24 protein-coding genes and 1 pseudogene are annotated in these 24,900 nt (G+C 66.3%); 16 read left to right on the top strand and 9 right to left on the bottom strand.

Features of this window, described 5'->3' with window-relative positions; translation table 11 throughout:
• The 5 genes and pseudogenes from SJH88_RS12815 to SJH88_RS12795 form a co-directional block, all read left to right on the top strand.
• Nucleotides 1–318 (top strand): SPOR domain-containing protein (locus SJH88_RS12815; RefSeq protein ID WP_274754704.1); only part of this gene is annotated, 318 nt, incomplete at its 5' end.
• A gap of 55 nt (nt 319–373) precedes the next feature.
• Nucleotides 374–1,021 carry a thiol:disulfide interchange protein DsbA/DsbL gene (locus SJH88_RS12810; protein WP_042417634.1) on the top strand — a complete coding sequence of 216 codons (648 nt, stop codon included), beginning with the start codon at nt 374–376 and terminating at the stop codon, nt 1,019–1,021.
• Nucleotides 1,022–1,123: 102 nt separating this feature from the next.
• A complete protein-coding gene (lptA, locus tag SJH88_RS12805; protein ID WP_042417727.1) occupies nt 1,124–1,762 on the top strand; it encodes a lipopolysaccharide transport periplasmic protein LptA in 639 nt (212 codons plus the stop codon).
• Complete coding sequence (gene lptB, locus SJH88_RS12800; RefSeq protein ID WP_183302331.1) at nt 1,762–2,532, top strand: LPS export ABC transporter ATP-binding protein; 771 nt, start codon at nt 1,762–1,764, stop codon at nt 2,530–2,532. Before lptA ends, lptB begins: the two co-directional genes overlap by 1 nt.
• A gap of 50 nt (nt 2,533–2,582) precedes the next feature.
• A pseudogene (locus tag SJH88_RS12795) lies at nt 2,583–4,164 on the top strand (RNA polymerase factor sigma-54).
• Between the two features lie 183 nt (nt 4,165–4,347).
• Here the strand turns inward: SJH88_RS12795 and SJH88_RS12790 are convergent.
• Nucleotides 4,348–6,174 carry a methyl-accepting chemotaxis protein gene (locus tag SJH88_RS12790; protein WP_274754703.1) on the bottom strand — a complete coding sequence of 609 codons (1,827 nt, stop codon included), beginning with the start codon at nt 6,172–6,174 and terminating at the stop codon, nt 4,348–4,350.
• Between the two features lie 152 nt (nt 6,175–6,326).
• Between SJH88_RS12790 and SJH88_RS12785 the strand changes: the two genes are divergently transcribed.
• Together SJH88_RS12785 and SJH88_RS12780 are read left to right on the top strand one after the other, a co-directional pair.
• Nucleotides 6,327–7,610, top strand: coding sequence for a THUMP domain-containing class I SAM-dependent RNA methyltransferase (locus SJH88_RS12785; protein WP_274754702.1), 1,284 nt, complete (start codon nt 6,327–6,329; stop codon nt 7,608–7,610).
• Between the two features lie 3 nt (nt 7,611–7,613).
• Entirely contained in the window at nt 7,614–8,117 is a 504-nt protein-coding gene (locus SJH88_RS12780) for a putative toxin-antitoxin system toxin component, PIN family (RefSeq protein ID WP_042417646.1), read from the top strand.
• Nucleotides 8,118–8,200: 83 nt separating this feature from the next.
• On the opposite strand, the gene SJH88_RS12775 is transcribed toward SJH88_RS12780, so the two are convergent.
• The 3 genes from SJH88_RS12775 to SJH88_RS12765 all read right to left on the bottom strand — a co-directional run bounded on the left by SJH88_RS12775 (nt 8,201) and on the right by SJH88_RS12765 (nt 12,832).
• On the bottom strand, nt 8,201–9,043 hold the full coding sequence (locus SJH88_RS12775) for a siderophore-interacting protein (protein ID WP_274754701.1): 843 nt from the start codon (nt 9,041–9,043) through the stop codon (nt 8,201–8,203).
• Nucleotides 9,044–9,251: 208 nt separating this feature from the next.
• Nucleotides 9,252–10,487 (bottom strand): MFS transporter, encoded by a 1,236-nt coding sequence (locus SJH88_RS12770; protein WP_042417649.1) that lies wholly within the window; start codon nt 10,485–10,487, stop codon nt 9,252–9,254.
• Nucleotides 10,488–10,504: 17 nt separating this feature from the next.
• Entirely contained in the window at nt 10,505–12,832 is a 2,328-nt protein-coding gene (locus tag SJH88_RS12765; RefSeq protein WP_274754700.1) for a TonB-dependent receptor, read from the bottom strand.
• Between SJH88_RS12765 and SJH88_RS12760 the strand changes: the two genes are divergently transcribed.
• Complete coding sequence (locus SJH88_RS12760; RefSeq protein ID WP_274754699.1) at nt 12,831–13,532, top strand: Crp/Fnr family transcriptional regulator; 702 nt, start codon at nt 12,831–12,833, stop codon at nt 13,530–13,532. The genes SJH88_RS12765 and SJH88_RS12760 overlap by 2 nt on opposite strands.
• Before the next feature lie 132 nt (nt 13,533–13,664).
• A complete protein-coding gene (locus SJH88_RS12755) occupies nt 13,665–14,771 on the top strand; it encodes a 3-deoxy-7-phosphoheptulonate synthase (RefSeq protein WP_274754698.1) in 1,107 nt (368 codons plus the stop codon).
• A gap of 142 nt (nt 14,772–14,913) precedes the next feature.
• On the opposite strand, the gene SJH88_RS12750 is transcribed toward SJH88_RS12755, so the two are convergent.
• Nucleotides 14,914–15,918 carry an isopenicillin N synthase family dioxygenase gene (locus tag SJH88_RS12750; RefSeq protein ID WP_274754697.1) on the bottom strand — a complete coding sequence of 335 codons (1,005 nt, stop codon included), beginning with the start codon at nt 15,916–15,918 and terminating at the stop codon, nt 14,914–14,916.
• A 427-nt stretch (nt 15,919–16,345) separates the two neighbouring features.
• On the opposite strand from SJH88_RS12750, the gene SJH88_RS12745 reads away from it, so the two are divergent.
• The 3 genes from SJH88_RS12745 (at nt 16,346) to SJH88_RS12735 (ending at nt 18,441) form a co-directional block, all read left to right on the top strand.
• Nucleotides 16,346–17,380, top strand: a complete 1,035-nt coding sequence (locus SJH88_RS12745) for an ABC transporter substrate-binding protein (RefSeq protein ID WP_045265911.1) — start codon at nt 16,346–16,348, stop codon at nt 17,378–17,380.
• Nucleotides 17,381–17,385: 5 nt separating this feature from the next.
• Nucleotides 17,386–17,901: a nucleoside deaminase gene (locus tag SJH88_RS12740; RefSeq protein WP_239231399.1), complete on the top strand. Its 516-nt coding sequence runs from the start codon at nt 17,386–17,388 to the stop codon at nt 17,899–17,901.
• A gap of 219 nt (nt 17,902–18,120) precedes the next feature.
• Nucleotides 18,121–18,441: a DMT family transporter gene (locus SJH88_RS12735; protein ID WP_274754696.1), complete on the top strand. Its 321-nt coding sequence runs from the start codon at nt 18,121–18,123 to the stop codon at nt 18,439–18,441.
• A gap of 105 nt (nt 18,442–18,546) precedes the next feature.
• Here the strand turns inward: SJH88_RS12735 and SJH88_RS12730 are convergent, their stop codons facing one another.
• A complete protein-coding gene (locus tag SJH88_RS12730; RefSeq protein ID WP_274754695.1) occupies nt 18,547–18,867 on the bottom strand; it encodes a heavy metal-binding domain-containing protein in 321 nt (106 codons plus the stop codon).
• 530 nt (nt 18,868–19,397) lie between these two features.
• Here SJH88_RS12730 and SJH88_RS12725 point away from each other — a divergent pair.
• Entirely contained in the window at nt 19,398–20,036 is a 639-nt protein-coding gene (locus SJH88_RS12725; RefSeq protein ID WP_042417672.1) for a response regulator, read from the top strand.
• 69 nt (nt 20,037–20,105) lie between these two features.
• On the opposite strand, the gene SJH88_RS12720 is transcribed toward SJH88_RS12725, so the two are convergent.
• Complete coding sequence (locus SJH88_RS12720) at nt 20,106–20,525, bottom strand: RidA family protein (protein WP_274754694.1); 420 nt, start codon at nt 20,523–20,525, stop codon at nt 20,106–20,108.
• A 133-nt stretch (nt 20,526–20,658) separates the two neighbouring features.
• Between SJH88_RS12720 and SJH88_RS12715 the strand changes: the two genes are divergently transcribed.
• Nucleotides 20,659–21,597: a LysR family transcriptional regulator gene (locus SJH88_RS12715; protein WP_274754693.1), complete on the top strand. Its 939-nt coding sequence runs from the start codon at nt 20,659–20,661 to the stop codon at nt 21,595–21,597.
• 19 nt (nt 21,598–21,616) lie between these two features.
• Here the strand turns inward: SJH88_RS12715 and SJH88_RS12710 are convergent, their stop codons facing one another.
• Nucleotides 21,617–22,708, bottom strand: coding sequence for an acyltransferase family protein (locus tag SJH88_RS12710; RefSeq protein ID WP_274754692.1), 1,092 nt, complete (start codon nt 22,706–22,708; stop codon nt 21,617–21,619).
• A 184-nt stretch (nt 22,709–22,892) separates the two neighbouring features.
• Between SJH88_RS12710 and SJH88_RS12705 the strand changes: the two genes are divergently transcribed.
• Nucleotides 22,893–23,321: a VOC family protein gene (locus SJH88_RS12705; protein ID WP_045265914.1), complete on the top strand. Its 429-nt coding sequence runs from the start codon at nt 22,893–22,895 to the stop codon at nt 23,319–23,321.
• 78 nt (nt 23,322–23,399) lie between these two features.
• Here the strand turns inward: SJH88_RS12705 and dmeF are convergent, their stop codons facing one another.
• Entirely contained in the window at nt 23,400–24,464 is a 1,065-nt protein-coding gene (dmeF, locus tag SJH88_RS12700) for a CDF family Co(II)/Ni(II) efflux transporter DmeF (protein ID WP_274754691.1), read from the bottom strand.
• A 45-nt stretch (nt 24,465–24,509) separates the two neighbouring features.
• On the opposite strand from dmeF, the gene SJH88_RS12695 reads away from it, so the two are divergent.
• Nucleotides 24,510–24,785, top strand: a complete 276-nt coding sequence (locus SJH88_RS12695; protein ID WP_042417688.1) for a metal/formaldehyde-sensitive transcriptional repressor — start codon at nt 24,510–24,512, stop codon at nt 24,783–24,785.
• The last annotated feature ends 115 nt before the right edge of the window (nt 24,786–24,900 follow it).

Here is a 24,900-nt window from a genome sequence, read left to right as displayed (position 1 = left end):
GGCCAAGGCCCAGGTCAAGGCGGCCGATGCCAAGGCGCCGCGGCCGCCAAGGCCGGGGCTGCCGGTGCGGGCGCCTCCGACGGGTTCAGCTACTTCGTGCAGGCGGGGGCTTTCCGCACCCAGGCCGATGCCGACGCCCAGCGCGCCAAGCTGGCCATGCTGGGCTGGGAGGCCCGCATCAGCGAGCGCGAGCAGAATGGCCGTCCCGTGTTCCGCGTGCGCGTGGGACCCTTCGACAAGCGCGGCGATGCCGAGCAACTGAAGCAGAAGCTGGACGGTGCGGGCGTCGATGCCGCCCTGGTGCGCGTGCAGCAGTGAACTTTCTGAGGCTTTCCCCCTCTCAATGCCCATATCTCAAGAAGGAGTCCTTTTGATGCAACGCCGCCAGTTCTCTTTGGCCGCAGCCACTGCTGCGACCTCCATGGCCTTCGGTGCCAACACGGCTTGGGCACAGGCTGCCGCCCCCAAGGAAGGCAAGGAATACCTGCGCCTGTCGACCCCCGCCCCCACGGAAGCGGCCGCTGGCCAGATCGAGGTGGTGGAGTTCTTCTGGTACAGCTGCCCCCACTGCAACGCGTTCGAGCCCACCTTTGCCGCGTGGAAGCAGAAGGCCCCGGCCAACGTGTCCGTGCGCCGCGTGCCCGTGGCCTTCAACGCCAGCTTCGTGCCCCAGCAAAAGCTGTATTTCGCGCTGCAGGCCATGGACAACTTCGACGCCATGCACGTCAAGGTGTTCCACGCCATCCATGTGGAGCGCAACAAGCTGGCCAAGGACGAGGACATCTTCAACTGGGTCGCCAAGCAGGGCGTGGACGTGAACAAGTTCAAGGAGATCTACAACTCCTTCAACGTCGCCAGCCAGGTGCGCAAGGCCACCCAGGTGCAGCAGGCGTATGACGTGGAAGGCGTGCCCTCCATGGGCGTGGCCGGCCGCTACTACACCGACGGCCCCCGTGCCGGCAGCATGCCGAATGTGCTGCGTGTGGTCGAATACCTGGTGGAGCAAAGCCGCAAGGCCTGATCCGGCCCTGCTGCCCCATCCCCGAGCCCGCCTTGCGCGGGCTTTTTTGTGGGCTTGGGAGGCAGGATGACTACAATGTCCAGCAAGAAACGTGCCCTGCCCATGACACCCAAACTCCTCACCTGCCTGTTGTTGACTGCCCTTGCGGGGGCTTCTGGCGTGGCGCATGCCGAGCGTGCCGACCGCGACAAGCCCATGAACATCGAAGCCGATGCCTTGCGCCACGACGAGCTCAAGCAGACCAGCGTGTTCACCGGCAATGTGGTGATGACCAAAGGCTCCATCGTGCTGCGCGGCGCGCAGCTGGACGTGCGCCAGGACGGCGAAGGTTACCAGCACGGCGTGGTCAAGGCCGAAGCCGGCAAGCGCGCCTTCTTCCGCCAGAAGCGCGACACGGCGCCCGGCGCCCCCGAAGAGTTTGTCGAGGGCGAGGCCGAGGTCATCGAGTACAACGGCCGCACCGACGATGTGAAGCTGATCCGCCGCGGCCAGTTGCGCCGCTACACCGGCGGCAAGCTCAGCGACGACATCATGGGCAGTGTCATTACCTACAACAACCTGACCGATGTGTTCACGGTCGACGGCGAAAAGCGCAGCAACCTGCCTTCGTCGGCACCCGCAGGCTCGGGCGGCCGCGTGCGCGCCATCCTGGCGCCCAAGGCCACGCCGGGCAGCAGCCCCGCGCCGGCACCGGCCCAGCCTTTGCAGCCGTCGGGTGGTCTGAACTCCCAAGGACAGTGATGGCAGAAGATTCTCGTGACACGCGTGCCACCAGCAAGCTGGAGGCGCGCCACCTGGCCAAGACCTATGGCAGCCGCAAGGTGGTCAAGGACGTGTCCATGACGGTGCAAAAGGGTGAGGTGGTGGGCTTGCTCGGCCCCAACGGCGCGGGCAAGACCACCTCGTTCTACATGATCGTGGGCCTGGTGCGCTGCGATGGCGGCGACATCCTGATCGATGGCCAGTCCGTGGGCAACATGCCCATCCACCAGCGCTCGCGCCTGGGGCTGTCCTACCTGCCGCAGGAAGCCTCGATCTTTCGCAAGCTGAATGTCGAGGACAACGTGCGCGCCGTGCTGGAGCTGCAGACGGATGCAGCCGGCCAGCCCCTGGGTGCCGATGCCATCGAGCAGCAGCTGACCAGCCTGCTGCAGGAGCTGCGCGTCGAGCACCTGCGCAAGTCGCCGTCGCTGGCGCTGTCCGGCGGCGAGCGCCGCCGCGTGGAGATCGCGCGCGCCCTGGCCTCCAACCCGCGCTTCATCCTGCTGGACGAGCCCTTCGCCGGCATCGATCCGATCGCCGTGATCGAGATCCAGCGCATCATCGGCTTCCTCAAGGAACGCGGCATCGGTGTGCTGATTACCGATCACAACGTGCGCGAAACACTGGGTATCTGTGACCACGCCTTCATCATCAGCGATGGCACAGTACTCGCCCAGGGCACACCCGAGGAGATCGTCGAGAACCCGGATGTGCGCCGGGTCTACCTGGGTGAGCACTTCCGCATGTAGTCTGGCCCGGCAGCGTCGGCAATCACAAGAAAGTTCGAGGGGGTACAGCGTTGAAGCCAGGTTTGTCACTGCGGGTCTCACAGCATCTGGCGCTCACGCCGCAGTTGCAGCAATCCATCCGGCTGTTGCAGCTGTCCACCCTGGAGTTGTCCCAGGAAGTCGAGCAGATGCTCGACGACAACCCGTTTCTGGAGCTGGCCTCGGACGATGCCCCGCGCGAGGAGTTCGGCCTGCAGACTGCGGACGAGCCCGCCCAGCACGAGGGCGCCTCGGCGGATGAAACACCATATTCCATAGCAGACAGCGCAGGCACAGCCAGCGCTGAAGGCCAAAAAGACCAAGAATCCTCGGCGCCCGACAGCGACGTGCCCAGCGACTGGGAGGGCGACGGCAGCGTCGACATCGCGCACGACGACAGCGAATGGGGCGGCGACGCCCCGGCGCGCGGCAACCGCAATGACGACGAGGATGCCCCCACGGCCCTGGATCTGGCGGGCGCGCACGAGTCGCTGACCGATTTCCTGCACCAGCAGGCGCTGTCGCTGCGCCTGTCCGAGATCGACCGCTACGCGCTGCGCTTTCTGATCGAAAACCTCAACGACGACGGCTACCTCGAGGACCCGCTGCAGGAGCTGGCCGAGGGCCTGGCCGGCACCGACGACCTGGAGCAGCTGGACGAGCTGGTGCACCGCTTCACCGTGGCCCTGCGCCTGCTGCAGTCGCTGGAGCCCGTGGGCGTGGGCGCCCGCGACCTGGCCGAATGCCTGCGCCTGCAACTGCTGCACCTGCACCGCGAGGACCCGCAGGACGAGATGCTGGAGGTGGCGCTGCAGGTCTGCGCGCAGCCGCTGGAAATGCTGGCCCGGCGCGATGTGCGCAAGCTGATGCAGGCCTGCGGCCTGCCCGAGGCCAAGGTGCGCGCCGCGCTGGGCGTCATCGCCCGGCTGGAGCCCAAGCCGGGGGCGGCGCTTCACCGATGTCGAGCGCCACATCATCGTGCCCGACGTGATCGTCAAGAAAACGTCGCGCAAGGGGGGCGACGGCCTGGCGCAGTTCAGCGTGCAGCTGAACCCGGACGTGATGCCGCGCCTGCGCGTGCACGACGTCTACGCCAACGCCCTGCGCAGCCACAAGGGCAGCGACGGGCACGCCGGCCTGCAGCAGCGGCTGCAGGAGGCGCGCTGGTTCATCAAGAACGTGCAGCAGCGCTTCGACACCATCCTGCGCGTGTCCAAGGCCATCGTCGACCGGCAGAAGAACTTCTTCGTGCACGGCGAACTGGCCATGCGCCCGCTGGTGCTGCGCGACATTGCCGACGAGCTGGGCCTGCACGAATCGACCATCAGCCGCGTGACCACGGCCAAGTACATGGCCACGCCGCACGGCACCTACGAGCTGAAGTTCTTCTTCGGCTCGGGCCTGGGCACGGAGACCGGGGGCAATGCCTCCAGCACGGCGGTGCGCGCGCTGATCAAGCAGTTCGTCGCGGCCGAGAGCCCGAAGAAACCGCTGTCCGACAGCCAGATCGCGGACATGCTCAAGGAGCAGGGCATCGAGTGCGCGCGCCGCACCGTGGCCAAGTACCGCGAGGCCTTGAAGATCGCCCCGGCCAACCTGCGCAAGGCGCTGTAGACGCGTGACGGCCGGGACGGCGGGCTGTGCAGACACGGCGGTCGACTATCCAAAAAGAGAGCTGCTGGCGCTCCATACACAAAGGGTTCAGATGGAAAACCATCTGAACCCTTTTTTGCAAGCGCGCGAGCAGCTCTTTTTTTGGAACCCCGCGGGCACGCGCAGCGCGTGCCCGGCGGTGCGTCAGCGCAGGGCCAGGGCCTGCGTGGCGGGCGCGTGGTCCAGCTTGAAGCCGCCGACCACCTCGGCCAGCTGGTGCGCCTGCTGCTGCAGCGATTGCGCGGCGGCGGTGGCCTGTTCCACCAGGGCGGCGTTCTGCTGCGTGCCTTGGTCCATCTGGCTGACGGCGCCGTTGATCTCGCCGATGCCGTTGCTCTGCTCCTGGCTGGCGTGGCTGATCTCCGCCACGATGGCGGTGACGCGGCGCACGCTGTCCACGACTTCCTGCATGGTGGCGCCGGCCTCCTGCACCAGACGGCTGCCGGTGTTGACCTGGTTGACCGAGTCGTCGATCAGCTGCTTGATCTCCTTGGCCGCGGCGGCGCTGCGCTGGGCCAGGGTGCGCACCTCGCCGGCCACCACGGCAAAGCCGCGGCCCTGCTCGCCAGCACGGGCGGCTTCCACGGCCGCGTTCAGTGCCAGGATGTTGGTCTGGAAGGCGATGCTGTCGATCACGCCGATGATGTCGACGATCTTGCGCGACGCGGCGTCGATGCCGCCCATGGTCTGCACCACCTGGCCGACCACGCTGCCGCCGTGCGAGGCGACGGAGGAGGCGCTGCTGGCCAGCTGGTTGGCCTGGCGGGCGTTTTCGGCGTTCTGCTGCACGGTGGCGGTGAGTTGTTCCATCGCCGCGGCGGTCTCCTCCAGCGAGCTGGCCTGCTGCTCGGTGCGCGAGGACAGGTCCTGGTTGCCCATGGCGATTTCCTGGCTGGCCAGGCGCACGGATTCCGAGGCGGTGCGGATGCGCAGCAGCACGGCGGCGATCTTGTTCACGAAGTGGTTGAAGGCGGTGGCGATCTGTGCCAGCTCGTCCTTGCCGCTGTTGTCCAGGCGCACGGTCAGGTCCCCCTCGCCCGAGGCGATGTCTTCCAGCGCATCGCGCACCATGGCCAGGCGGCGCAGCTGGCGGCTGACGGCGACTGACACCAGGGCCACGGCCGCCACCAGGCACAGCGCGGTGATGGCCGCCGCCACCTGCAACAGGTGGCGCAGCGGCGCGGTGGCCTCGGCGCGGTCGATACCGATGGCCAGCACCCAGGGCGTGCCCTCGACCTTGACGGCATACAGCATCTGCTCGGCGTCGCCGATGGTGACGTTCGCGCTCTGGCCCTGTTGGGTCAGCTGCTCGATCAGGGCCGGCGTCAGGGCCGGCGCGAGGGCGCTCATGGGCTTGAGCACCAGGTCCGCCTGGGCGTGGGCCAGGACGTTGCCCTGGCCGTCCAGCAGGAAGGCAAAGCTCTTGGGGGTGGGCTGGATGCTGGTCACCTTGCGGGAGACCGTGTCCAGGTGCATGTCCGAGCCGACGACGGCCACGGTCTGCCCGTTGGTCACCACGGGCTCCACGAAGCTGATGGTCAGCTTGCTGGTGCTGGCGTCAACGTAGGCCGGCGTCAGCGCCGCCTTGCCTTCGCGCACCGCCTGCTGGTACCAGGGGCGTGCCGTGCCGTCGTAGTTCTCGGGCATCGGGTGGCTGAAGACATGGCGCTTGTCGGCAAACACAAAGTAGGTGTCGTCGAAGGCGCCGGCCTGTTTGGCTGCCAGCAGCGCGGGCACGGGCTCGGCCTGGGGCACGGCGGCCTTGATGGAGCTGGTGATGCGCTGCTTTTCCTTGACCCATTCGGTCAGCTCGCCGGCATAGACCTGGGTGAGCTGGTGGATGCGTTGGTCCAGGCTCTCCAGGGTGTTGCTGCGGACCAGCAGGAAGGTGGGCACTGCCAGCGCCAACAGGGACAGCGCAGTGATGGCAACACAAATGCCGATGAGGCGGGCGCCCAGACTCTGGAACATCGAGGACTCCCGAAAGGAGATGTAATAAAGTGATTCTGGCTGCTATTTCGACGGAAGTTGAACTGGATCAAGCGCGATCTGCAAAGTTACAGGTGTAAAAAATTGCGTCAAGCAATTCCTGGCGGCAACGCGTATCCTCCGCAGCACTACTTATGAATGCCCTGCAAATTTTTCTGCCCTGCGCCGCCGGCGTCGAGGGCTTTTTGGCCGATGAGGTCCGCGCCATCACTGGCGTCGGCCCGGAGGATGTGCTCACTGGCCGTGGCGGTGTGCTGGTGCGCGCCATGTGGCGCGACGCCCTGTTGCTGAACCTCCACAGCCGCCTGGCCCAGCGCGTGCTGGTGGAGCTGTCGTTCACCGAATACCGCAACGAAAACGACCTGTACCGCGCCGCCAGCGAGGTGGCCTGGGAGATCTGGTTCTCGCCCAAGGAAACCTTCAAGATCGAGGTCACGGCCCAGCACAGCCCGCTGACCAGCCTGAACTTCGCCGCGCTGCGCGTCAAGGACGCGATCGCCGACCGTTTCCGCGCCAAGCGCAACGGCGTGCGCCCCAGCGTGGAGACCCACCACCCCGACGTGCGCGTGCACATGCACCTGACCACGGACAGCTGTACGCTGTACATCGACACCACGGGCGAGGCGCTGTTCAAGCGCGGCTGGCGCGAGGACAAGGGCGATGCCCCGCTCAAGGAAACCCTGGCCGCCGCGATGATCGCCGCCACCGGCTGGAACCCGCACGGCCCCAACCCGCAGCCGCTGTACGACCCCTGCTGCGGCAGCGGCACGGTGGTGATCGAGGCCGCGCAGATCGCGCGCAAGATCCCGGCCGGCATCCTGCGCCGCTTTGCCTTCGAGAAGCTGGTGCCCTTCCAGAAGCATGTCTGGGAAGCCATGCTGGACGAGGCCGAGGCCCAGATTCTGGACGAGAGCCCCGTGCCCATCTACGGCTCGGACGTGTCGCACCGCATGGTCGACTTTGCCCAGCGCAACGCCGAACGTGCGGGCGTCGGCCAGACCGTGCAGCTGCGCGGCGGCGATGCGCTGCAGCGCATGCCGCCCTGCGAGCAGCCCGGCGTGATGCTGCTGAACCCGCCGTATGGCGAGCGCATTGCCGCCGCCGGCAGCGCCGGCCGCAACGCGGCCGAGCGCATGGGCGTGGTCGAGCGCGCTGGCCGCGAAACCGCGCAGACCGAAGACGGCGTCGATTTCTTTGACCAGCTGGCCGCCCACTGGAAGAAGCATTACAGCGGCTGGCAGGCCTGGCTGCTGACGCCCGACCTCAAGCTGCCCGGCAAGATGCGCCTCAAGGCGACGCGCCGCACGCCGATGTGGAACGGCCCCATCGAATGCCGGCTGTTCCGCTTCGACCTGATCAAGGGCGCGGTCAAGCCCCGCAAGGATGAGAGCGCACAACGCCCATCCGACGAGGGCTAAGCCATGAAAATCGTGCTGAAGTGGCCGGCCTGCAACGCCGGCTACACCGGCCCCTGGCCGCGTCCGCTGGTGCTGGACACCAACGTGGTGCTGGACATGCTGATCTTTGACGATCCGCACATCCCGCCCATCCGCGAACTGGTGGCGCAGGGCGCCGTGCGCTGGATTGCCGACCAGGCCCAGCGCATCGAGCTGGAGCGCGTGCTGCACTACAGCCAGATCGCGCCGCGCGTGGCCTTCTACGGCAAGACCGCCGAGGGCGTGCTGGCGGCTTTCGACGCGGCGGTGAGCTATGTGGCCGCGGCGCCCAAAATCCGCTTCACCTGCACCGATCCCGACGACCAGCATTTCCTGGACCTGGCCAGCCAGCACCAGGCCCTGCTGGTCAGCAAGGACAAGGCCGTGCTCAAGCAGCGCAAGCGCGTGGTTCAGCACTACGGTGCGACCGTGGGCAATATCTTGCTGCTGGAAACGGCAGAGGCCGTAGAGGCGGTGACTGAGGTTTGAGTTAAATTGCTAGCGCTTTTCCAGCAAGCGCTAGCAGCTATCAAAAGTATGTGAAGGGTGTGATGAAAGTCACATCCTTTTTTTTATTGCCAGTACACCGCGAGTTTGTGCTCGATCCCTGTTGCCAGCGGATGCGTTTTGAGCGCGGTTTTGGTGGCTTGAACCAGTGCTTTCCCGCCCGCTAACCACAGCTGGGTATCGGCGGTCGCAGAGGCCGCTTGCGCGCGCAGCCAATGCTGTACGGCAGCGGGTTGGCTGGCGATATCGCCCACATGCCACTGCACATGTGCAGCAGCGGGGATGTAGGCCGTGTCACCCGCGTGGGTGGCTAGCGCCAGTAGTTGCCAGCAACTGCCACGTGTGCCTTGCTGCTGTGCGATGCGCAAGGCGGCAGGCAGGGCAGTCATGTCCGCCACCAACAGCAGGTGGGGGGCTTGGGGAAGGTGGCCGCCAGAGGGCCCCAGCAACCCCACGTGGTCGCCCGGCTTGGCCTGTGCCAGCCACTGCGCACCGGGAGCATCATGGTCGTGGCGCACGATGTCGATGTCCACCCATTGCGCCCGCGTGTCGTACTGGCGAATGGTGTAGATGCGCTGCGGCAACGGGGTTTGGCCTGCAGCCCACTGCAGGCGGCCCTGCGCGTTGAGCTGCGGCCACTGTACGGTGGCGTTGGGCGGCGGCAGTAGCAAACGCACATGCAGGCCATCATCTGCCAACGCGGTCATGACAGGTACTGCCAGCCGCACGCGGCGCATATGGGGGGTGATGTCGGTTACTGCGATGATTTGCACAACCTGAAAACGGTAGCGCAGATCTGCTGTGGGCAGACCGTGCCACTCCAGCTGCAAGGCAGAAGCCGAAGCGCCGTGATCGGTCAGAAACTCTTGGGCATGTTCGTCCAGCGAGAGCTGAATCAGTTCGGCCATGCGGTCATCCACGGCGTCAATGTCGCAGTGAAACCCTTCTGCATGGCGGCTGTGAAATGCCAAGGTGCCCACTTGGGGCATGTGCAGCGTCAGGCCTTGGGGGGAGGGGTGCAGTAGCACCCCCTCGGCCTCCAGATGACTTTGCAGCCATGCCAAAAACGCTGGGGCATGGGGCATACGTGCTTGCACGTGGAAATGTAGGGTCATATCAGTGCTCCATCAACCCGTGCTGGGCTTTGCGCAACAAGGTGGGGGTGAGCACCAACGACATCACGCCCAAACCCGTGGCGACAGCGAACAAGCCGGTGAAAGACAGCTGCTGCGCAATCGCTCCGCCCGCCATGGAGCTGACCATGTAAGTGAACAGTTCGGCGCAGACAAACACGCTGAAATCAGTACCAGGTTGTTTTTGCGAGGAAGCGCCCATGAATAAAGCGTAGAGCGCTACCATTTCCATATAGCGCAACATGCTCAGCGTCAGTGCCAGGACGACCAGCACTTCGCTGCCGCCCAGGTGGCCGCTGGCATGCATCCCAAACAGCACATAGCAGCCCACACGGATCACGCAAAGCCCCAGTAACACGGTCAACTGGCTGCTGCGGCGCAACCACCAAGCGGCCACCACACTGCCGAGCAAACCGGCGGTGACGGCGGCGGTACCGCTGAGTGTGCCTACCTGGCTCAGGCTGATGCCTTTGGCCAGCATGTAGCTGCTTTCCATGGAACGCACCATGCCTTCGCTCAGGCGATAGCTCATGGCCAAAAGCAAAATAGCCCAGATACCTGGGCGCCGTAGCAGTCGCAAGATGCTGGGTCGTTCTGCGCGGATGCAGGGTGGTGCGGCGGCATGGGTCTCTTGCATCCAGGGCAAGGCCAGCAGCGGCAGCAGACACAGGCCTGCCATCAGCAGCAGCGTGGCCTGCCAGCCCCAATGCTCAAACAGTTGCATGGACAACATCCCGCCCACCAGCACCCCTGCAGCCACTGCGGCAGCTTGAATGCCGTTGCCCGTGGCGCGCTGGGTTTGGTTGTGCAAGATGCTGGTGGCATAGCCATCGGTGGCAATGTCTTGCGTGGCAATGCACAGCGCAATCACCATGCCCACCACCAGCAGGGCGGTGATGCTGCTGGGCGGCACCCAAGCCAGCGCCGCAATGGCTGCGCAGCAGCTCAACTGTGTGATCACAATCCAGCCGCGGCGGTGCCCCAGCCTTCCCCAGCTTTTGCGATCCACCCACGGTGCCCACAGAAACTTGAGCATCAGCGGCAGCATTAGCACCGACAGCAGGCCTACCTGGGTCAGGCTCATGCCGCTGGCGCGCAGCGCTGCGGGCACGGCCATGATGAGCAGGTAGGACGGCACGCTTTGCGCCAGATACAGCGCAGCAATCGTGGCCCAAGTGCGTGTGGGTGACGAAGGGGCAAGGCGGAGGGTCGAGGACATTTCAGCGCACGGTGCTATCAATAATTCACGGTGTAGTTCACCGAGAAGGTGCGGCCACGGCCATAGTAGGCAAAGGTTTCTGGTGTGGCGGATGCGCCGTAAATATAGGCGGCGCGTTGCGACCAAGTGGTCAGGTATTTGCGGTCCAGCAGGTTCTGGATGCCGACGCTCAACCGACCTTTGCCAAGTTGTGTGCTTGCCAGCAGATCCACAGTGGTGAACCCCTTGATGGCTTGCTGGTTGTCATCGCGGAGTGTGCGCTGGTGCGTGGCCTGTACGCGTGCCTGCCAGCTGCCTTGCTGGTAGTCCGTGTGCAGTGTCAATTTCGACGGACTGGCCATGTCAATGCCTTGGCGCTTCCAGTCTCCATCTTTGCGTTCTTGTGACTGAATCAGCAGCCAAGAGCCGCCAATGCCCCATTGGCGGCTCAAGGCGTAGTTCACACTGCCTTCCCAGCCAAAGTTACGGCGCTTTTTCTCCAGCACGTCGATCAGCAAGGTGGTGCGGTTTAACTCAATGGAGTTGTCGGACCAGGCATAGAACAGTGCTGTTTGGAAATTCAGCGGGCCTTGCTGTCCCTTCCAGCCCCATTCCACTTGGCGTGTTTTGATGCCTTTGAGGGGTGCAGAGCTGGGGTCAATGCCTTGCACCAGCTGCCAGTGTGTACCCACCAAGTTATACCTGCCGTCACCAAAGTACTTGCCGGGGTCGGGCAGCTCAAAGCCTTCGGCGTAGTTCAGCCACGTGCTGTGGCCTTCCATCGGTTTGAAGTGTGCGCCAAGGTTGAACAAGGTGACGTTGTAGTCTGCACTGCCGCCGGGCACTGCATCGGCTGTTTGACCCATGCCCAGCGCCATATAGACCTGCTGGGTGGCGGCCACAAAATCGTTGACATCCAAGCCCATGCGCTGGTGGCGCAGGCCTGCAGACAACGTCGTGCGTGGGGAGAGCTTCCAATCCAGTTGGCCGAAGAGGGCCTTGCTGTCCACGCGGTAGTCGGGGTAGCGGCCGGTGGTGCCGATTTTGCGATTGATCAAGCCACCGCTGGCCATGGATTGAGCGCGGTCAAACAGCGTCATGCTGGAGTCGAAGTTCTCGCGATCCCAGTCCAGCCCGTAGCGCACGGAGAGGTCACCGATGTTTTTGGCCAGCGCTGCTTTGAAGCCCCACACATCGGTGTTCTGGTGCGAAGCGGATACGTAGCGTGGATCTGGGAAGGGGGCAAAGTCCAGCTCTTCCTGCCGCCAGAATCCTTGCAGGTAGAAATCGTGTCCGCCCAGTACGTCGCTTGCGTGGTAGTTGGCATTGAACATGGCACGTTCGGTCATGGGCACCACATCGCTGCTGAACCCCTCGCGCTGTTCCAGAAGGCCGGGTTGCTGGCCGTAAATACCGGCAAAGTTGGGGCCGGCATACAGGTAGCTGCTGCCCTCGAATTTGTTGCGGTAGTACTGTGCGCTGAGATCCAGGCTTTGCCCTGCGCCAAGGTTGAATTGCAGATTGCCCATCACATCCATGCTGCGGGTATCTTGCAAATCGGTTTGCGTGATGTCAGAGCGGACGGCCTGCCCTTGGGGGTCAAAAAATCTGCCGTTGTCTTGCACGGCAATGCCCAGGCGACCTTGCACGGTCTCATTGCCGCCGCTGACGGACTGCGCAACGCGCAATTGGCGGTCATCACTGGCGTTCAAGCCACTGACCATCCCGACTTCGCTGGTGAAGCGGGACGGGGCATCTGCCGCTTTTTTGGTGATGATATTGACCATGCCGCCGGTGGCACCGCCCCCGTATAGCGCAGATGCACCGGAGAGTACTTCGATACGTTCAATATGGAAGGGGTCAATGGCGTCGAGTTGGCGTGCAGTACCCCGTGAGGAGTTCAGAGACACCCCATCCACCATCACCAGCATGGGGCGGCCACGCAGGTTTTGCCCAAAACCGCTGCGCCCTTGGTTACCGAGGTCAATGCCCGGCACGAGGTGGCCCAGCGCTTCTTTAAGGTTCAATCCTGTCTGGATCTGCGCATTCAAGGCTTCGCTGTCGATGACTTGTACGGTTGCAGCCAATTCCGCGCGGGTTTGCCCCAGACGTGAGACAGATACCGTCTGTACACCCATCACCTGAGGCTCTGGGGCGCTGGATTGTGCGTGTGCCGGGGTGCAGAGCATCAGCATCAACCCCGTGGCGGAGGCGAGCGGGGTCAGGCGCAAAGCGTGCATAGCACTGCGTGGTGCAGAGAAAGAGGGCGTCATAGCCATGTGGTCTGTTGTAGAGGGAAATAGCGGATTGCATGCGAATGTATGAGAATGGTTCTCAATAATTTTTTCTTTACGGAACAATTGCATGAATCAGCCCAAGAGTTGGACGCAGCATGACCTTTACGCACATTGGCGTGAGTGCATTTGGGCTGACTGCATCCCTGCGGATGTGATGCAGGCGGACGTGCTGCCGCAACTGCGTGTGCACTGCTATCAACCGGGGCAAGCGTTGTGGCTGCGTGGCGATGCGCCCACAGCATGGGTGGGTGTCATGGGCGGCGCAGCCAAGCTGTGTTTGACGACGGCGGAAGGGCGTGCGGTGACGGTGGGCTGCACGGCGGGTAGCTGGATTGGCGAGGCACCATTGATTTTGGGTGCAGCGCGGCACAGCTGTGATGCGGTGGCATTGCACACACTCACCGCCGTGAGCATGCCGCGCTCCTGCTTTGACCATTTACGTTGCAACTACTTGGCGTTTGGGCTCTTTTTGCAAGAGCTGATGGCCGAGCGCAACCAACAGCTCATGGATTTGGTGGCGGCCCAGCAAGAAGGCAATACCCCCGTCAAAGTGGCGAAGTGTCTGGCAGCACTGCTGACACCGCGCAACTTTCCGACGCCACAAAGCCGAGAGATTCAGGTCTCGCAAGGAGAGCTCAGCGAGCTGTGCCAAGTCTCGCGGTCGCGCCTGAGTGAGGCACTATCGACGCTGGAGGCTCAGGGACTGATTCACGTGGGTTATCGCCGTATCAAGGTGCTGGACTGGAATGCCATGCGTGGCTTGGTGTGATTTGAATGAAATTGGCTGCTAACGCTTGCCTGTCAAGCGCTGCTAGCTACGGTTTTGTGATTTGGAGACAGGCCGGCGTGGTGCACAAGCCTTGGGCTGGCAGCTTTGCAGCCAGACAGCGACAATGGTGTAATGACTTCTTCGCCTTCTCTGACCAAGCCTGCGGCCTTGTCCACGCTGGACAAGACCCGCATTGACGACACCCGCATCAAGACCGTACGCCCGCTGCTGACCCCCGCTTTGCTGGAGGAGTGGTTGCCTGCGACACAGCAGGCCCTGGCGCTGGTGGAAAGCAGTCGCCGCGCCATCTCGCGCGTGCTGCATGGGGAAGATGACCGTCTGGTTGTGGTGGTGGGGCCTTGCTCCATCCACGATCATGCGCAGGCCATGGAATACGCGCGCCAGCTCAAGGCGCAGGCCGACGCGCTGCAGGACGACCTGCTGATCGTCATGCGTGTGTACTTCGAGAAGCCACGCACCACCGTGGGCTGGAAGGGCTACATCAACGATCCGCACCGCGATGACAGCTTCGCCATCAACGAGGGGCTGGAGCTGGCGCGCAAGCTGCTGCTGGAGGTGGTGGAGCTGGGCTTGCCGGCCGGCACCGAGTTCCTGGACCTGCTGTCGCCGCAGTTCATCAGCGACCTGGTCAGCTGGGGCGCCATCGGCGCCCGCACCACGGAGAGCCAGAGCCACCGCCAGCTGGCCAGTGGCTTGTCCTGCCCCGTGGGTTTCAAGAACGGCACGGACGGCGGCGTCAAGGTGGCCAGCGACGCCATCCAGGCGGCGCAGTCGTCGCACGCCTTCATGGGCATGACCAAGATGGGCCAGAGCGCGATTTTCGAGACCCGCGGCAACCAGGACTGCCACGTCATCCTGCGCGGCGGCAAGCAGCCCAACTACAGCGCCGCCGATGTGCAGGCGGCCTGCGAGATGCTGGTCAAGGCCGGCCTGCGCCCGCAGGTGATGGTGGACCTGTCGCACGCCAACAGCAGCAAGCAGCACCGCCGCCAGATCGACGTGGCCGCCGATGTGGCGCAGCAGATCGCGGGCGGTGACGCGCGCATCACCGGCGTGATGATCGAAAGCCACCTGGAAGAAGGCCGCCAGGACATCGTCGAAGGCCAGGAGCTGGTCTATGGCGTGTCGCTGACCGATGCCTGCATCAGCATGGCGCAGACCGTGCCGGTGCTGGAGCAACTGGCCGCCGCCGTGCGCGCCCGCCGCGCCCAGTCGTAAAAAACGGAGCGCACTGCGCGCGTACCCAGCCACTTTCAGTCCTTTAGCGTGCTGAAAGTGGCTTTTTGCTTGCGCAGGCAGCTATCTTTTTGACGGGCCTGTGCGGCGGCGCACCCCGGGCATGGGGGCTGCGCTCAGTCACTCAGTACTTGTTGGAGAAGTTGGCGCTGATGCGCTGCTTCAGGTACTCGGCGGCGGTGATGTCCGGGTACTTGCCGCCGGGGCTGCGGATCACCACGTCCTCATTCGCCTGGCAGAAGAAGGCCAGGCTGTAGCGCGCGCCCTGGTACTCGTGTGCGGCGGGGTGCTTCACGCGGTGGAAGTTGGAGGGCAGTTGGTCATCGCTCCAGCGCATCAGCATGTCGCCGATGTTGCAGGTGATCACGCCCTGCGCGGGCTCCACCGGCGTCCAGGCGCGGCCCTGCATCTCCTTGCCGGGCAGCACCTGCAGACCGCCCTGGCCGGGGCGCTGGAACAGCAGGGTCAGGCAGTCGAAGTCGGTGTGCGCGCCGGCGCGCCAGGTGCCGGGCGTGTGGGTGCCGTCCTGGGCAAAGTAGTGCAGCATGCGCAGCGTGCTCTGGTAGTGCGGGCTGTCGGGCGCATGCGCCCGGGCGAAGAAATCGCTGTCAAAGCCCAGCCTGTCGGCAAAGCAGGACAGCACCTGCATGCCGACCTGCCAGCACTTGGCCTCGAAGGCCAGTGCGGCCTGCTGGAAGCCGGGCAGTTCCTGCTCCGACGGCCACAGCCCGGCCATGCGCGGGCGGGTGATCTGGTAGGACTCCTTCTGGTCGGCCGTGCCGGTGGACGGGCGGATCTGCGACAGGCTTTCCCAGCCCGCGTTGCGCGACAGCGGCCACTGCGCCTTGGTCGCCGTGGGGAGGGCGAAGAAGGATTTGGACAGGGCGAAGGCGTCGTCGATCTCGGCGGCGCTGATGCCGTGGTGGTCGATCTGGAAGAAGCCGATTTCGGTGGCCGCGCTCCACAGCTGCTCGGTGATCTCGGCCTTGCGCGCGGCAAAGTTCGACAGGTCGATGCGGCGGATGTCGCGCTGCACGGTCGTGCCTTCGCTGCCCATGGTGGACTCTTTGCGCAACTCTTCGAGGGCGTAGTCGGGCGCGGCAGCGGTGGTGGGGTGGATGGCTGGCATGGCAAGGGCTTTCAGGGGCAAGAGGTGGAAACTCCCGATCGCCCGGCCTTGCACTGTCAAGGTGCGCTCAGCGGGGCGGTCAGGCCTGTTGCGGTGCACGCAGGCACCGCACGCTGAGCAATTTCCGGCCGTGCCCGCCGGTCAGGCTGGGGGCACTGCTGAACGCTTCTACTCGTGCACCTTGATTCAAGCCAAAACCGTGCCAGGCCACGTTGCGCCACCTTTGCGCTGTCGCAAGGCGCGCTGGCATGCGATGTGCTTGGCAGGGGTTGAGTAGAAGCGTTCAGCACACCACGGCCCTGGCCGTGCCGCCGGAAATTGCTCACCCCCATGGCTGCAGGACGGCCGTGGACGGGGTGGGCCAGCCTGGCGCGCGCACCCCGTCTGCCCCGGCTTGCAGCACATCCCCCGATGAAGGAGTTTTGCCATGCAACGCCGCCACTTTCTGCGCTCTGTGTCTTCCCTGTCCGCCGCTGCGGCCCTGGTGCCCGCCCACACCTGGGCGCAGGGGGCCAAGCCCGCCCTGACCCCCGTGAAGTTCACGCTGGACTTCAAGGTCACCAGCCAAACCGCACCGTTCTTCCTGGCCGCGGCCAAGGGCTACTACGCCCAGGAAGGGCTGGACGTGCAGATCGACGTGGGCGCGGGCTCGGTGGCGTCGCTCACGCGCGTGGCCTCCGGGGCCTACGACCTGGGCCTGGGCGACATCAGCGCGCTGATCGAGGCCCACGCCAAGGGCAGCCTGCCCGTGCAGGCCGTCTACCAGTACTACAACCGCGCGCCCTTCGTCATCATCGGCCGCAAGGACCGGGGCATCACCACCCAGATGGCCAGCCTCAAGGGCAAGAAGGTGGCCGCTGCGGCCGTGGAATCCACGCGCCGCAGCTGGCCCATGGTGGCCGAGCAGCAAAAGCTGGGCAGCGACTTCTTCGAATGGGTGACCACCGACTTCAGCGCGCGCGACAACGTCATGGTGCGCGGGGACGTGGACGCCGCCACCTACTTCCACGACTCGGCCGTGTCGCTGTTCCAGCGCATGCCGCCCGAGCAGCTGAGCGTGCTGTCCTATGCCGAGGCCGGCGTGCACCTGTACGGCAATGCCATCGTGGCCAGCACCGCACTGATGAAGGACAAGCCCGAGCTGGTGCGCGGCTTCCTGCGCGCCACGCAGCGTGCCCTGCTGGACGCCCTGGCCAACCCGTCCGAAGCCCTGGCGGCGGTGCGCGCCCGCGAGCCCATGCTGCGCGACGACCAGGAGCGCGCGCGCTGGGCCATCACACGCACCTACCTGGCGAACGCCGAAACCGCCCAGGTGGGCCTGGGCCGCATCCAGACGGCCGTGCTGCAGCAGCAGATCGCACAGATCGGCAAGACCTTCGGCCTGCCACAGCTGCCCACGGTGCAGGCCGTGTGGAACACCGGCTTTCTGCCCACGGCCGTGCAGCAAGGGGCGGGCGCATGACCGCGATGACAGCACCTTCCGTGGCCACCTTCCCGGCCGAGCAGCCCGTGGCCGAGCGCGACGCCACCTACCTGCGCCAGGCGATTGCCCTGTCGCGCACTGCGCGCCAGCGCGGCAACCGGCCCTTTGGCTCGGTCATCGTGGCGCCGGACGGCACGGTGCTGGGCGCGGGCTGGAACAGCAATGGCGAGTCCGGCGACTGCACCGCGCATGCCGAGGTCCAGGCCATCCGCGAGGCCTGCCAGCGCCACGACCGCACGGCCCTGGAGCAGGCCACGCTCTACGCCTCTGGCGAGCCCTGCGTGATGTGCGCGGGCGCCATCTTCTGGGCCAACATCCGTCGCGTGGTGTATGGCATTGACGACCAGCGCCTGCGCGTGTTCCGCGGCGAGCGCCTGGACCAGCGCGATGTGGAGCTGTCCTGCCGCGACGTGTTCCGTGCCGCGCCGTTCGCGGTCGAGTGCACCGGCCCGTCGCTGGTGGACGAGGCCAGCCAGCCCCACGTCGGCGCCTGGAAGTAGGGTACGAGCGAGCGCGCGCCGCGGCCCGGGCGCACTGTGGCGTGGCAACCACCCAGGCGCTGCCCGGGCTTGGGGCGGTGCGCGGGCCACGGGCGCAGGGGCGGCCTACACTGGCTGCAGCTTCACAGCCGCGCGCTGTGCCACCAGGGACGGCCCTGGCGGAATCCACATCCGGGGACGGCCCCTGTGCGGTGCCTGGCACCGCCAAGGAGCAGGGTCATGGCATGGTGGTATCTGTTGGTGGCAGGGGTGTTGGAGGTGGTGTGGGCCTACACCATGAAGCAGTCGCAGGGCTTCACGCGGCTGCTGCCCAGCGTGATCACCGGCGCCACCATGGTCGCCAGCTTCAGCCTGCTGTCGCTGGCCATGCGCACGCTGCCACTGGGCACGGCCTACACCATCTGGACCGGCATCGGCGCCGTGGGCGCCTTCGTGGTCGGCATCACGGTGCTGGGCGAGCAGGTCAACGCCCCGCGCGTGCTGGCGGCCGTGCTGATCGTCAGCGGCCTGGTGCTGATGAAGCTGTCTGCCTCCGAGTGAGCGCAGGGTGCCCGCAGGTCCGTGCGGCGCGTGGCCATGGTGCCCCTTTGGGGCACACCGCCGCGGCGGCCCTGCCGGCGGGTGCCTTCCCTGGGCTGGGGCCGGTCAGGCCAGCACCACGGCCGTGCCACTGGCGGACACCATCAGCATGCTGTGCGCCGTGCCCAGGATGGCGTAGTCCAGGTCGACACCCACCACGGCGTTCGCCCCCAGCTGGATGGCGTGGACCTGCAGCTCCTGCAGTGCCAGTTCGCGCGCCTTTTGCAGCTCGCGTTCGTTGGAGCCCGCACGGCCGCCCGTCAGGTAGCGGATGCCGGCAAACATGTCCTTGAACACATCGGTGCTGAGGATGACCTCCCCCGCGACCACGCCACAGTACTTGCTGATGTGCTTGCCTTCCACGTTCGGGGTGGTGGTGATGATCATGGGGCCTCCAGGCGCGGCTGCGCATGACGGCATGCTCCAAGGGCGCAGGGCGTGCGCGGTGTAGGACGCAGGCCGAAAGCACCGCGCAACCCTGTCCAGACCAGGACCAGCGTGCCCGGCCCAGGCCGGCGGGCTGTGGCGCGATGCCCACACCTGGCGCAGGTTGCATGCTGCAGTGCAAAAAAATCGCATGTGGTTTATACTTACGCCTACGGGTTATCACTTAGAGGTTATCCCGAAGTTGTGCGGTGGTTGAGATGCCCGCCCACAGCCCCCAAGCAAGGCATCTCGTATTTACAGAAAGAAGACTGTCATGCGCCAAGCCCTCAACACCGTGATCGAGTTGATCCAAGCAGCCCGCGCTGCCCACCTGGAAATCGCCAGCCAGTAATCCGGCCCTGGCGGCAGCCGCTGCGGCTGCCTGACAAATGCAGTGACAAATGCCCTTCAGCCACAGGCTGCGGGGCATTTTTGTTGGGGGTTTGCGCCGACAGGGGGCGTGGATATGGCCTGCATGGCAGACTCGCGCCATGCCCCACCCCACCTTGCTGGTCGCCGACGACCATCCCCTGTTCCGTGCCGCGGTGCTGCACGTGCTGCGCGAACGCTTTGCGCAGTACCAGACGCTGGAAGCCGCCAGCGCGATGACCGTGAGCAGCACGCTGCAGGCCCACCCCGAGGTGGAGCTGGTGCTGCTGGACCTGACCATGCCGGGTGCGCGGGGCTTTTCCACGCTGCTGCATGTGCGCGGCGAGTACCCCGAGATCCCGGTGGTCATCATCTCCTCCAACGACCACCCGCGCATCATCCGCCGGGCCCAGCAGTTCGGGGCGGCGGGCTTCATCCCCAAATCGGCCCCGGCCGAAGACATCGCGGCCGCTGTGGCGGCGGTGCTGGACGGGGGCAGCTGGTTTCCGCCGATGGCGGCGGAGCGCTCCGAGGCCGACGCCGAGCTGGCGGCGCGCCTGGCCCAGCTCACGCCGCAGCAGTTCCGCGTGCTGCTGTGCATTGCCGATGGCCTGCTGAACAAGCAGATCGCGCACGAGCTGGGGCTGGCCGAGAACACCGTCAAGGTGCATGTCACGGCCATCCTGAAGAAGCTGGCCTGCTACTCCCGCACCCAGGCCGCGGTGCTGGTCAAAAGCCTGGAAAACGACCGCGAGGCCTGAGTGGCGCATGCCCCTGTCGGGGCAGCTTTTATTGGTGTTTTGGGGTGTTTGCCCAATGCTGTCAAGCGCCTACAGCTCTGGTTTTTGAGTCTGTGGTGGCAGCTTGGCGATGACCTTGATTTCCAAGATGAAACCGGACAGCCAGGTGACGCCGACGCCGGTCAGCGCGGGGTAGGGCGCCTCGCCCCAGTAGCGGGGCAGGATGCGCCAGATGCGTTCGAGCTGCTGCGGCGGATCGACGAGGAAGACCATGACATCGACCACATCGGCAAAGCTGCAGCCGGCGGCCTGCAGCACCGCCTGCAGGTTCTGGAAGGCGCGGTGCACCTGGGTGTCCAGGTCGGGTTCGGGCGAGCCGTCTTCGCGGCTGCCGACCTGGCCGGAGACAAACAGCCAGCCACCGCTGCGCACCGCCGGGGAGTAGCGGTGGCGCTCGTACAGGGCGTGGCGCCCGGGTGGAAAAACAGCATCGCGCAGGGGGGAGTGCATGGGATATCCAGGGTGAGAGCGTCCCGCAGGGACAATGCAGCCACTGTAAGAATCTGGAGCCCGCAGATCGAGGGCCAACCCGTGCCAACACTGTTCGTGAAATCCCAACAATCCCTTTGCCCCTGGAATGCCCATGGACCGTTTTGATGCCATGCAGGCCTTCGCCCGTGTGGTGGAGGCCGGCAGTTTCACCCAGGCCGCGCAGACGCTGCACATGGGGCGCGCCACCGTGACCCAGCTGGTGCAGCAGCTCGAGGCGCGGCTGCGCGTCAAGCTCTTGCACCGCACCACGCGCAGGCTGCGCCTGACGGAGCAGGGCGCCCTCTACTACGACCGGGTGTGCCGGGTGCTGGCCGAGCTGGAGGAGGCTGAGTCCCAGCTCTCCAGTGCGGCCCACCAGCCCCGTGGCCACCTGCGCGTTGACGTGCCCAGTCCGCTGGCGCAGCGGGTGCTGATCCCGGCGCTGCCGGACTTCTTTGCGCGTTATCCGGAGATCCAGCTGGAGCTGGGCGTCAGCGACCGCAATGTGGACCTGCTGCGCGAGCGGGTGGATTGCGTGCTGCGCGGCGGCAGCATCGACAGCCCCGGCCTGGTGGCGCGCCAGGTCGGCAGCCTGCGCCTGGGGGTGTATGCCGCCCCGGCCTACCTGCAGCGCCATGGCACCCCGGCGCACCCGCAGCAGCTGGCCGGCGACGGGCACCACATGGTCGGCCTGCTGCAGTCGCGCACCGGCAAGCCGCGGGTGGCCACGCTGCGGCGGGGCGCGGAGTCGGTGGCCCTGCCCGCGCGCTACGTCTGTGCGGTGGACGACGGCAACGCCTATTTGGCGGCCGGGCTGGCCGGCCTGGGGGTGGTGTGCGTGCCCGACTACATGGCCCAGCCGCACGTGGCCTGCGGGGCCTTGCAGCCGTTGTTTGCAGACTGGCAACTGCCCGCCATGCCGCTGTCGATCGCCTATCCGCCGCAGCGCCACGTGAGTGCGGCCTTGCGGGCCTTCATCGACTGGGTGGTGGCCCTGATGGCCGTGCACGTGCCCCGGCCGGAGGATGCGCCGCCCGCAGCGCCGGATTGAGGCGAGTGCGAAGCGCCGCTCAGAGCGTGGCGGCCACCCAGCCGGTGGCCAGCACGCCCAGCTGCCAGTTGCGCCACAGCTGCCAGGTGGGCGTGGCCTGTTCGGTCCAGCGGAACAGCTGGGCGCCGGCCAGCACCGATAGCAGCACGGCCGCCAGCAGGCCCAGGGCATTGGCGGTCACGCTCTGGGGCCAGTGCAGGGTGACCAGGGCGTTCACCAGCAGGCTGGTGGGGAAGTGGATCAGGAAGATGGCGTAGGAGCGCTGGCCCATCCAGGTCAGCAGCGGCCATTGCGGCCAGCGGCCGGCGGGCAGCCACAGGCCCTGCAGCACCAGGGCCAGGGCCGTGACGCCGGCGATGGCGATGCGGGTGCGCCATTCCAGCAGCAGGGCGCCGCCGGTCAGCAGCAGCATCAGTGCCACCCAGCCCCAGCGCTGCCAGGGGTGGGGCGTGTGCGTGGCCCACCAGGCCATCATGCCCAGGCCGTAGGCGCCGAGGAAGTACAGCGCCCACACATCCAGGCTGCTGTCCAGGTTCCAGACCCACAGCGAGGCGGCCGTGGCCAGCACCAGGCCGGTCTGGCCCGGCGCGGGCCAGCGTGGCAGGCGGCGGCTGCACCACAGCCAGACCAGGCACAGGGCGTAGAGCTGGAAGTCGATGGCCACGTACCAGACGCCGGCCGACAGGGCTTCCCAGTCGCCCAGGCTTTGCACCAGCAGCAGGTGGGCTAGCACCGCATCCCAGGTCGGCGTGGCAGAGACCGAGGCGTGGTCAAAGCCCCAGCTGCGCACCACCTCGTTGACCACGATGGCGCAGGCCAGGGCGGCGCTGTAGGGCAGGCACAGGCGCACGAAGCGCTTGCCCAGCACCGGGCCGATGTTGGCATGCCGGGCCTGGCCCTGGGGCGCCAGCGCGGCGGCGGCCCAATAGCCGCCCAGCACCAGGAACAGCTGCACGGCCATGCGTCCATATTCGTCCAGCCAGCCCAGCAGGCCGGGCCACAGCGGGCGCAGCACGTCGGACATGGGACCGTAGAAAGCCAGGTGGTGGCAGACGATGACCAGGCAGGCCACGGCCTTGACGTGGTCCAGGGCGGTATTGCGGGAAGTCACGATCCAGAGGGTTTGTTAGGTGTTGTTCTCCCCCCTCAACGCGCCAGGGGGGCGAATGGCTGACACGCGGCTTGCGGCACCCGGTGGCAGGCGCACGGGGAGTGCTCGCGGGCCGGGCCGGCTGGCTTGAGGCGTGCCGGCCCTGGCGCTACAGTGGGCCATCCCTGTTTCACCGGAGTACGGTATGCAAGTCAACGAGATCCACCGGGGTCGCCTGATCGACCATGTGCAGCTGGTGGTGCGCGACCTGCCGCGCACCCAGGCCTTCTACACCGCCGTGCTGGCGGCGCTGGAGGTGCCCCTGGGCGGCACGGGGGAGGGCTACTTCTGGGCGGACGAGCTGTTTGTGACCGGTGCCGACAGCGAGGCCGCGCTGGGCCAGCTGACCGGGCGCCACCACCTGGCCTTCCAGGCCCGGGACCGGGCCATGGTCGATGCCTTCTACCAGGCCGCGCTGGCCCACGGTGGCCGCGACCACGGCGCCCCCGGGGAGCGCGCCTACCACCCGGGCTACTACGCGGCCTTTGTGCTGGACCCCGATGGCAACAACATCGAGGCTGTGTTCCACGGCGAGGCCCAACGCAGCGCACCCTCGGTGCACATCCGCTTCTAGCCGGCGGGCCGGGTCAGCGCAGATCGGTAGGAAATAGACCGTGGACCCAGGTGGTATCAGCGCGGGCAGCTCTACTTTTTAGGGTGCTGCGGGGCGGGGCCGTGGCTGCGCAGGCCGCTCCGCTTCCACCGGCCTCGGTGCCGGCGGCGCCGGGTTGATCTCCACCGTGATGTGCACCAGCTCCTCGTGGATGGCGAGCTGCTGGCGGATGGCATCGGGCGTCACGCCGTCGCGCGCCTCCAGGGCCACGATGCAGGCGTACAGGCCCTTGCCCACGCGCCAGACATGCAGGTCGGTCAGCACCACCGGCTGCGGCGCGGCCGCCAGGACGTCGCGGATTTCCTGCACCACGGGCGCGTCCATCTCGGCGTCCAGCAGCACCCGGCTGCTGTCGCGCAGCAGGCCCAGGGCCCAGACGGCCACCAGCACCGCACCGACCAGGCCCATGGCCGGGTCCAGCCAGGCCGCGCCCCAGAGCATGCCGCCCAGCAGGGCCAGCATGGCCAGCACCGAGGTGGCCGCGTCCGCGACCACGTGCAGGTAGGCTGCGCGCAGGTTCAGGTCTTCGGGCGCGTGGGCATGGGCGTGGCCGTGGCCGGCGGGGTGGTGCCCGTGGTCATGGCCGTGATCGTGGCCATGATGGTGGTGGTGGTGGTGGTGGTGGTGGTGGCCGCCGCGTAGCAGCCAGGCGCAGGCCAGATTCACCGCCAGGCCCAGGCCGGCCAGGGCGATGGCCTGGGCGTAATCGATGGCCAGGGGTGCGCGCAGCCGGTCCAGGGACTGCACGGCCATCCAGCCGGCGACGAACAGCAGCAGGATGGCGCTGGTGTAGCCCGCCAGCACTTCCAGCTTCCAGGTGCCAAAGGCAAAGCGGCGGTCGCCCGCCAGGCGCCGCGCCGCCACATAGGCCCCCACCGACAGGCCCAGCGCCAGGGCGTGCGAACTCATGTGCCAGCCGTCGGCCAGCAGTGCCATGGAGTGGAAGTAGTAACCGCCTGCGATCTCCAGCACCATCATGCTCAGGGTCAGCCCAACCGCCAGCGTGGTGTTCTTTTCCGCCAAGGGGTTGCCCGTGTCGAAGCGGTGGCTGTGGGCCCGGGGGCTGGGTGACAAGGGGTTACGGTGCAAGGATTCGGTGTGCATTTTTATACTGTACCCCAGTATATTGTCACCCCTAGAATAGGGGCCATGTCACACACCCTGCAGAACCGAAAACCCTTGCTGGCCCGCATCCGGCGCATCAAAGGCCAGACCGAGGCGCTGGAGCGCGCGCTCGAGAACGCCGAGGAGTGCGCGGTCATCCTGCAGCAGCTGGCGGCCGTGCGTGGGGCCGTCAACGGCCTGATGCTGGAGGTGCTGGAGGGCCATGTGCGCGAACACCTGGGTGCGCCGGACGTGCCCGAGGCCCAGCGCGCCCAGGACCTGGACCTGGTGGTGAAGGTGCTGCGCTCGTACGTGAAGTGAGGGGCTAGGCGCCGCCGCCAGTGCGTGCGCGCCACCACAGCCAGGCCGCCACGGCGGCGGCCAGCCACAACAGCACGATGGCCACGGCACCGGCGGTGCTGCGGGGCTTGCGGCC

The organism is Comamonas sp. GCA5, assembly GCF_036541385.1.
GTDB classification, from domain to species: domain Bacteria; phylum Pseudomonadota; class Gammaproteobacteria; order Burkholderiales; family Burkholderiaceae_C; genus Comamonas; species Comamonas aquatica.
This window is presented reverse-complemented; position numbering and strand designations above follow the sequence as displayed.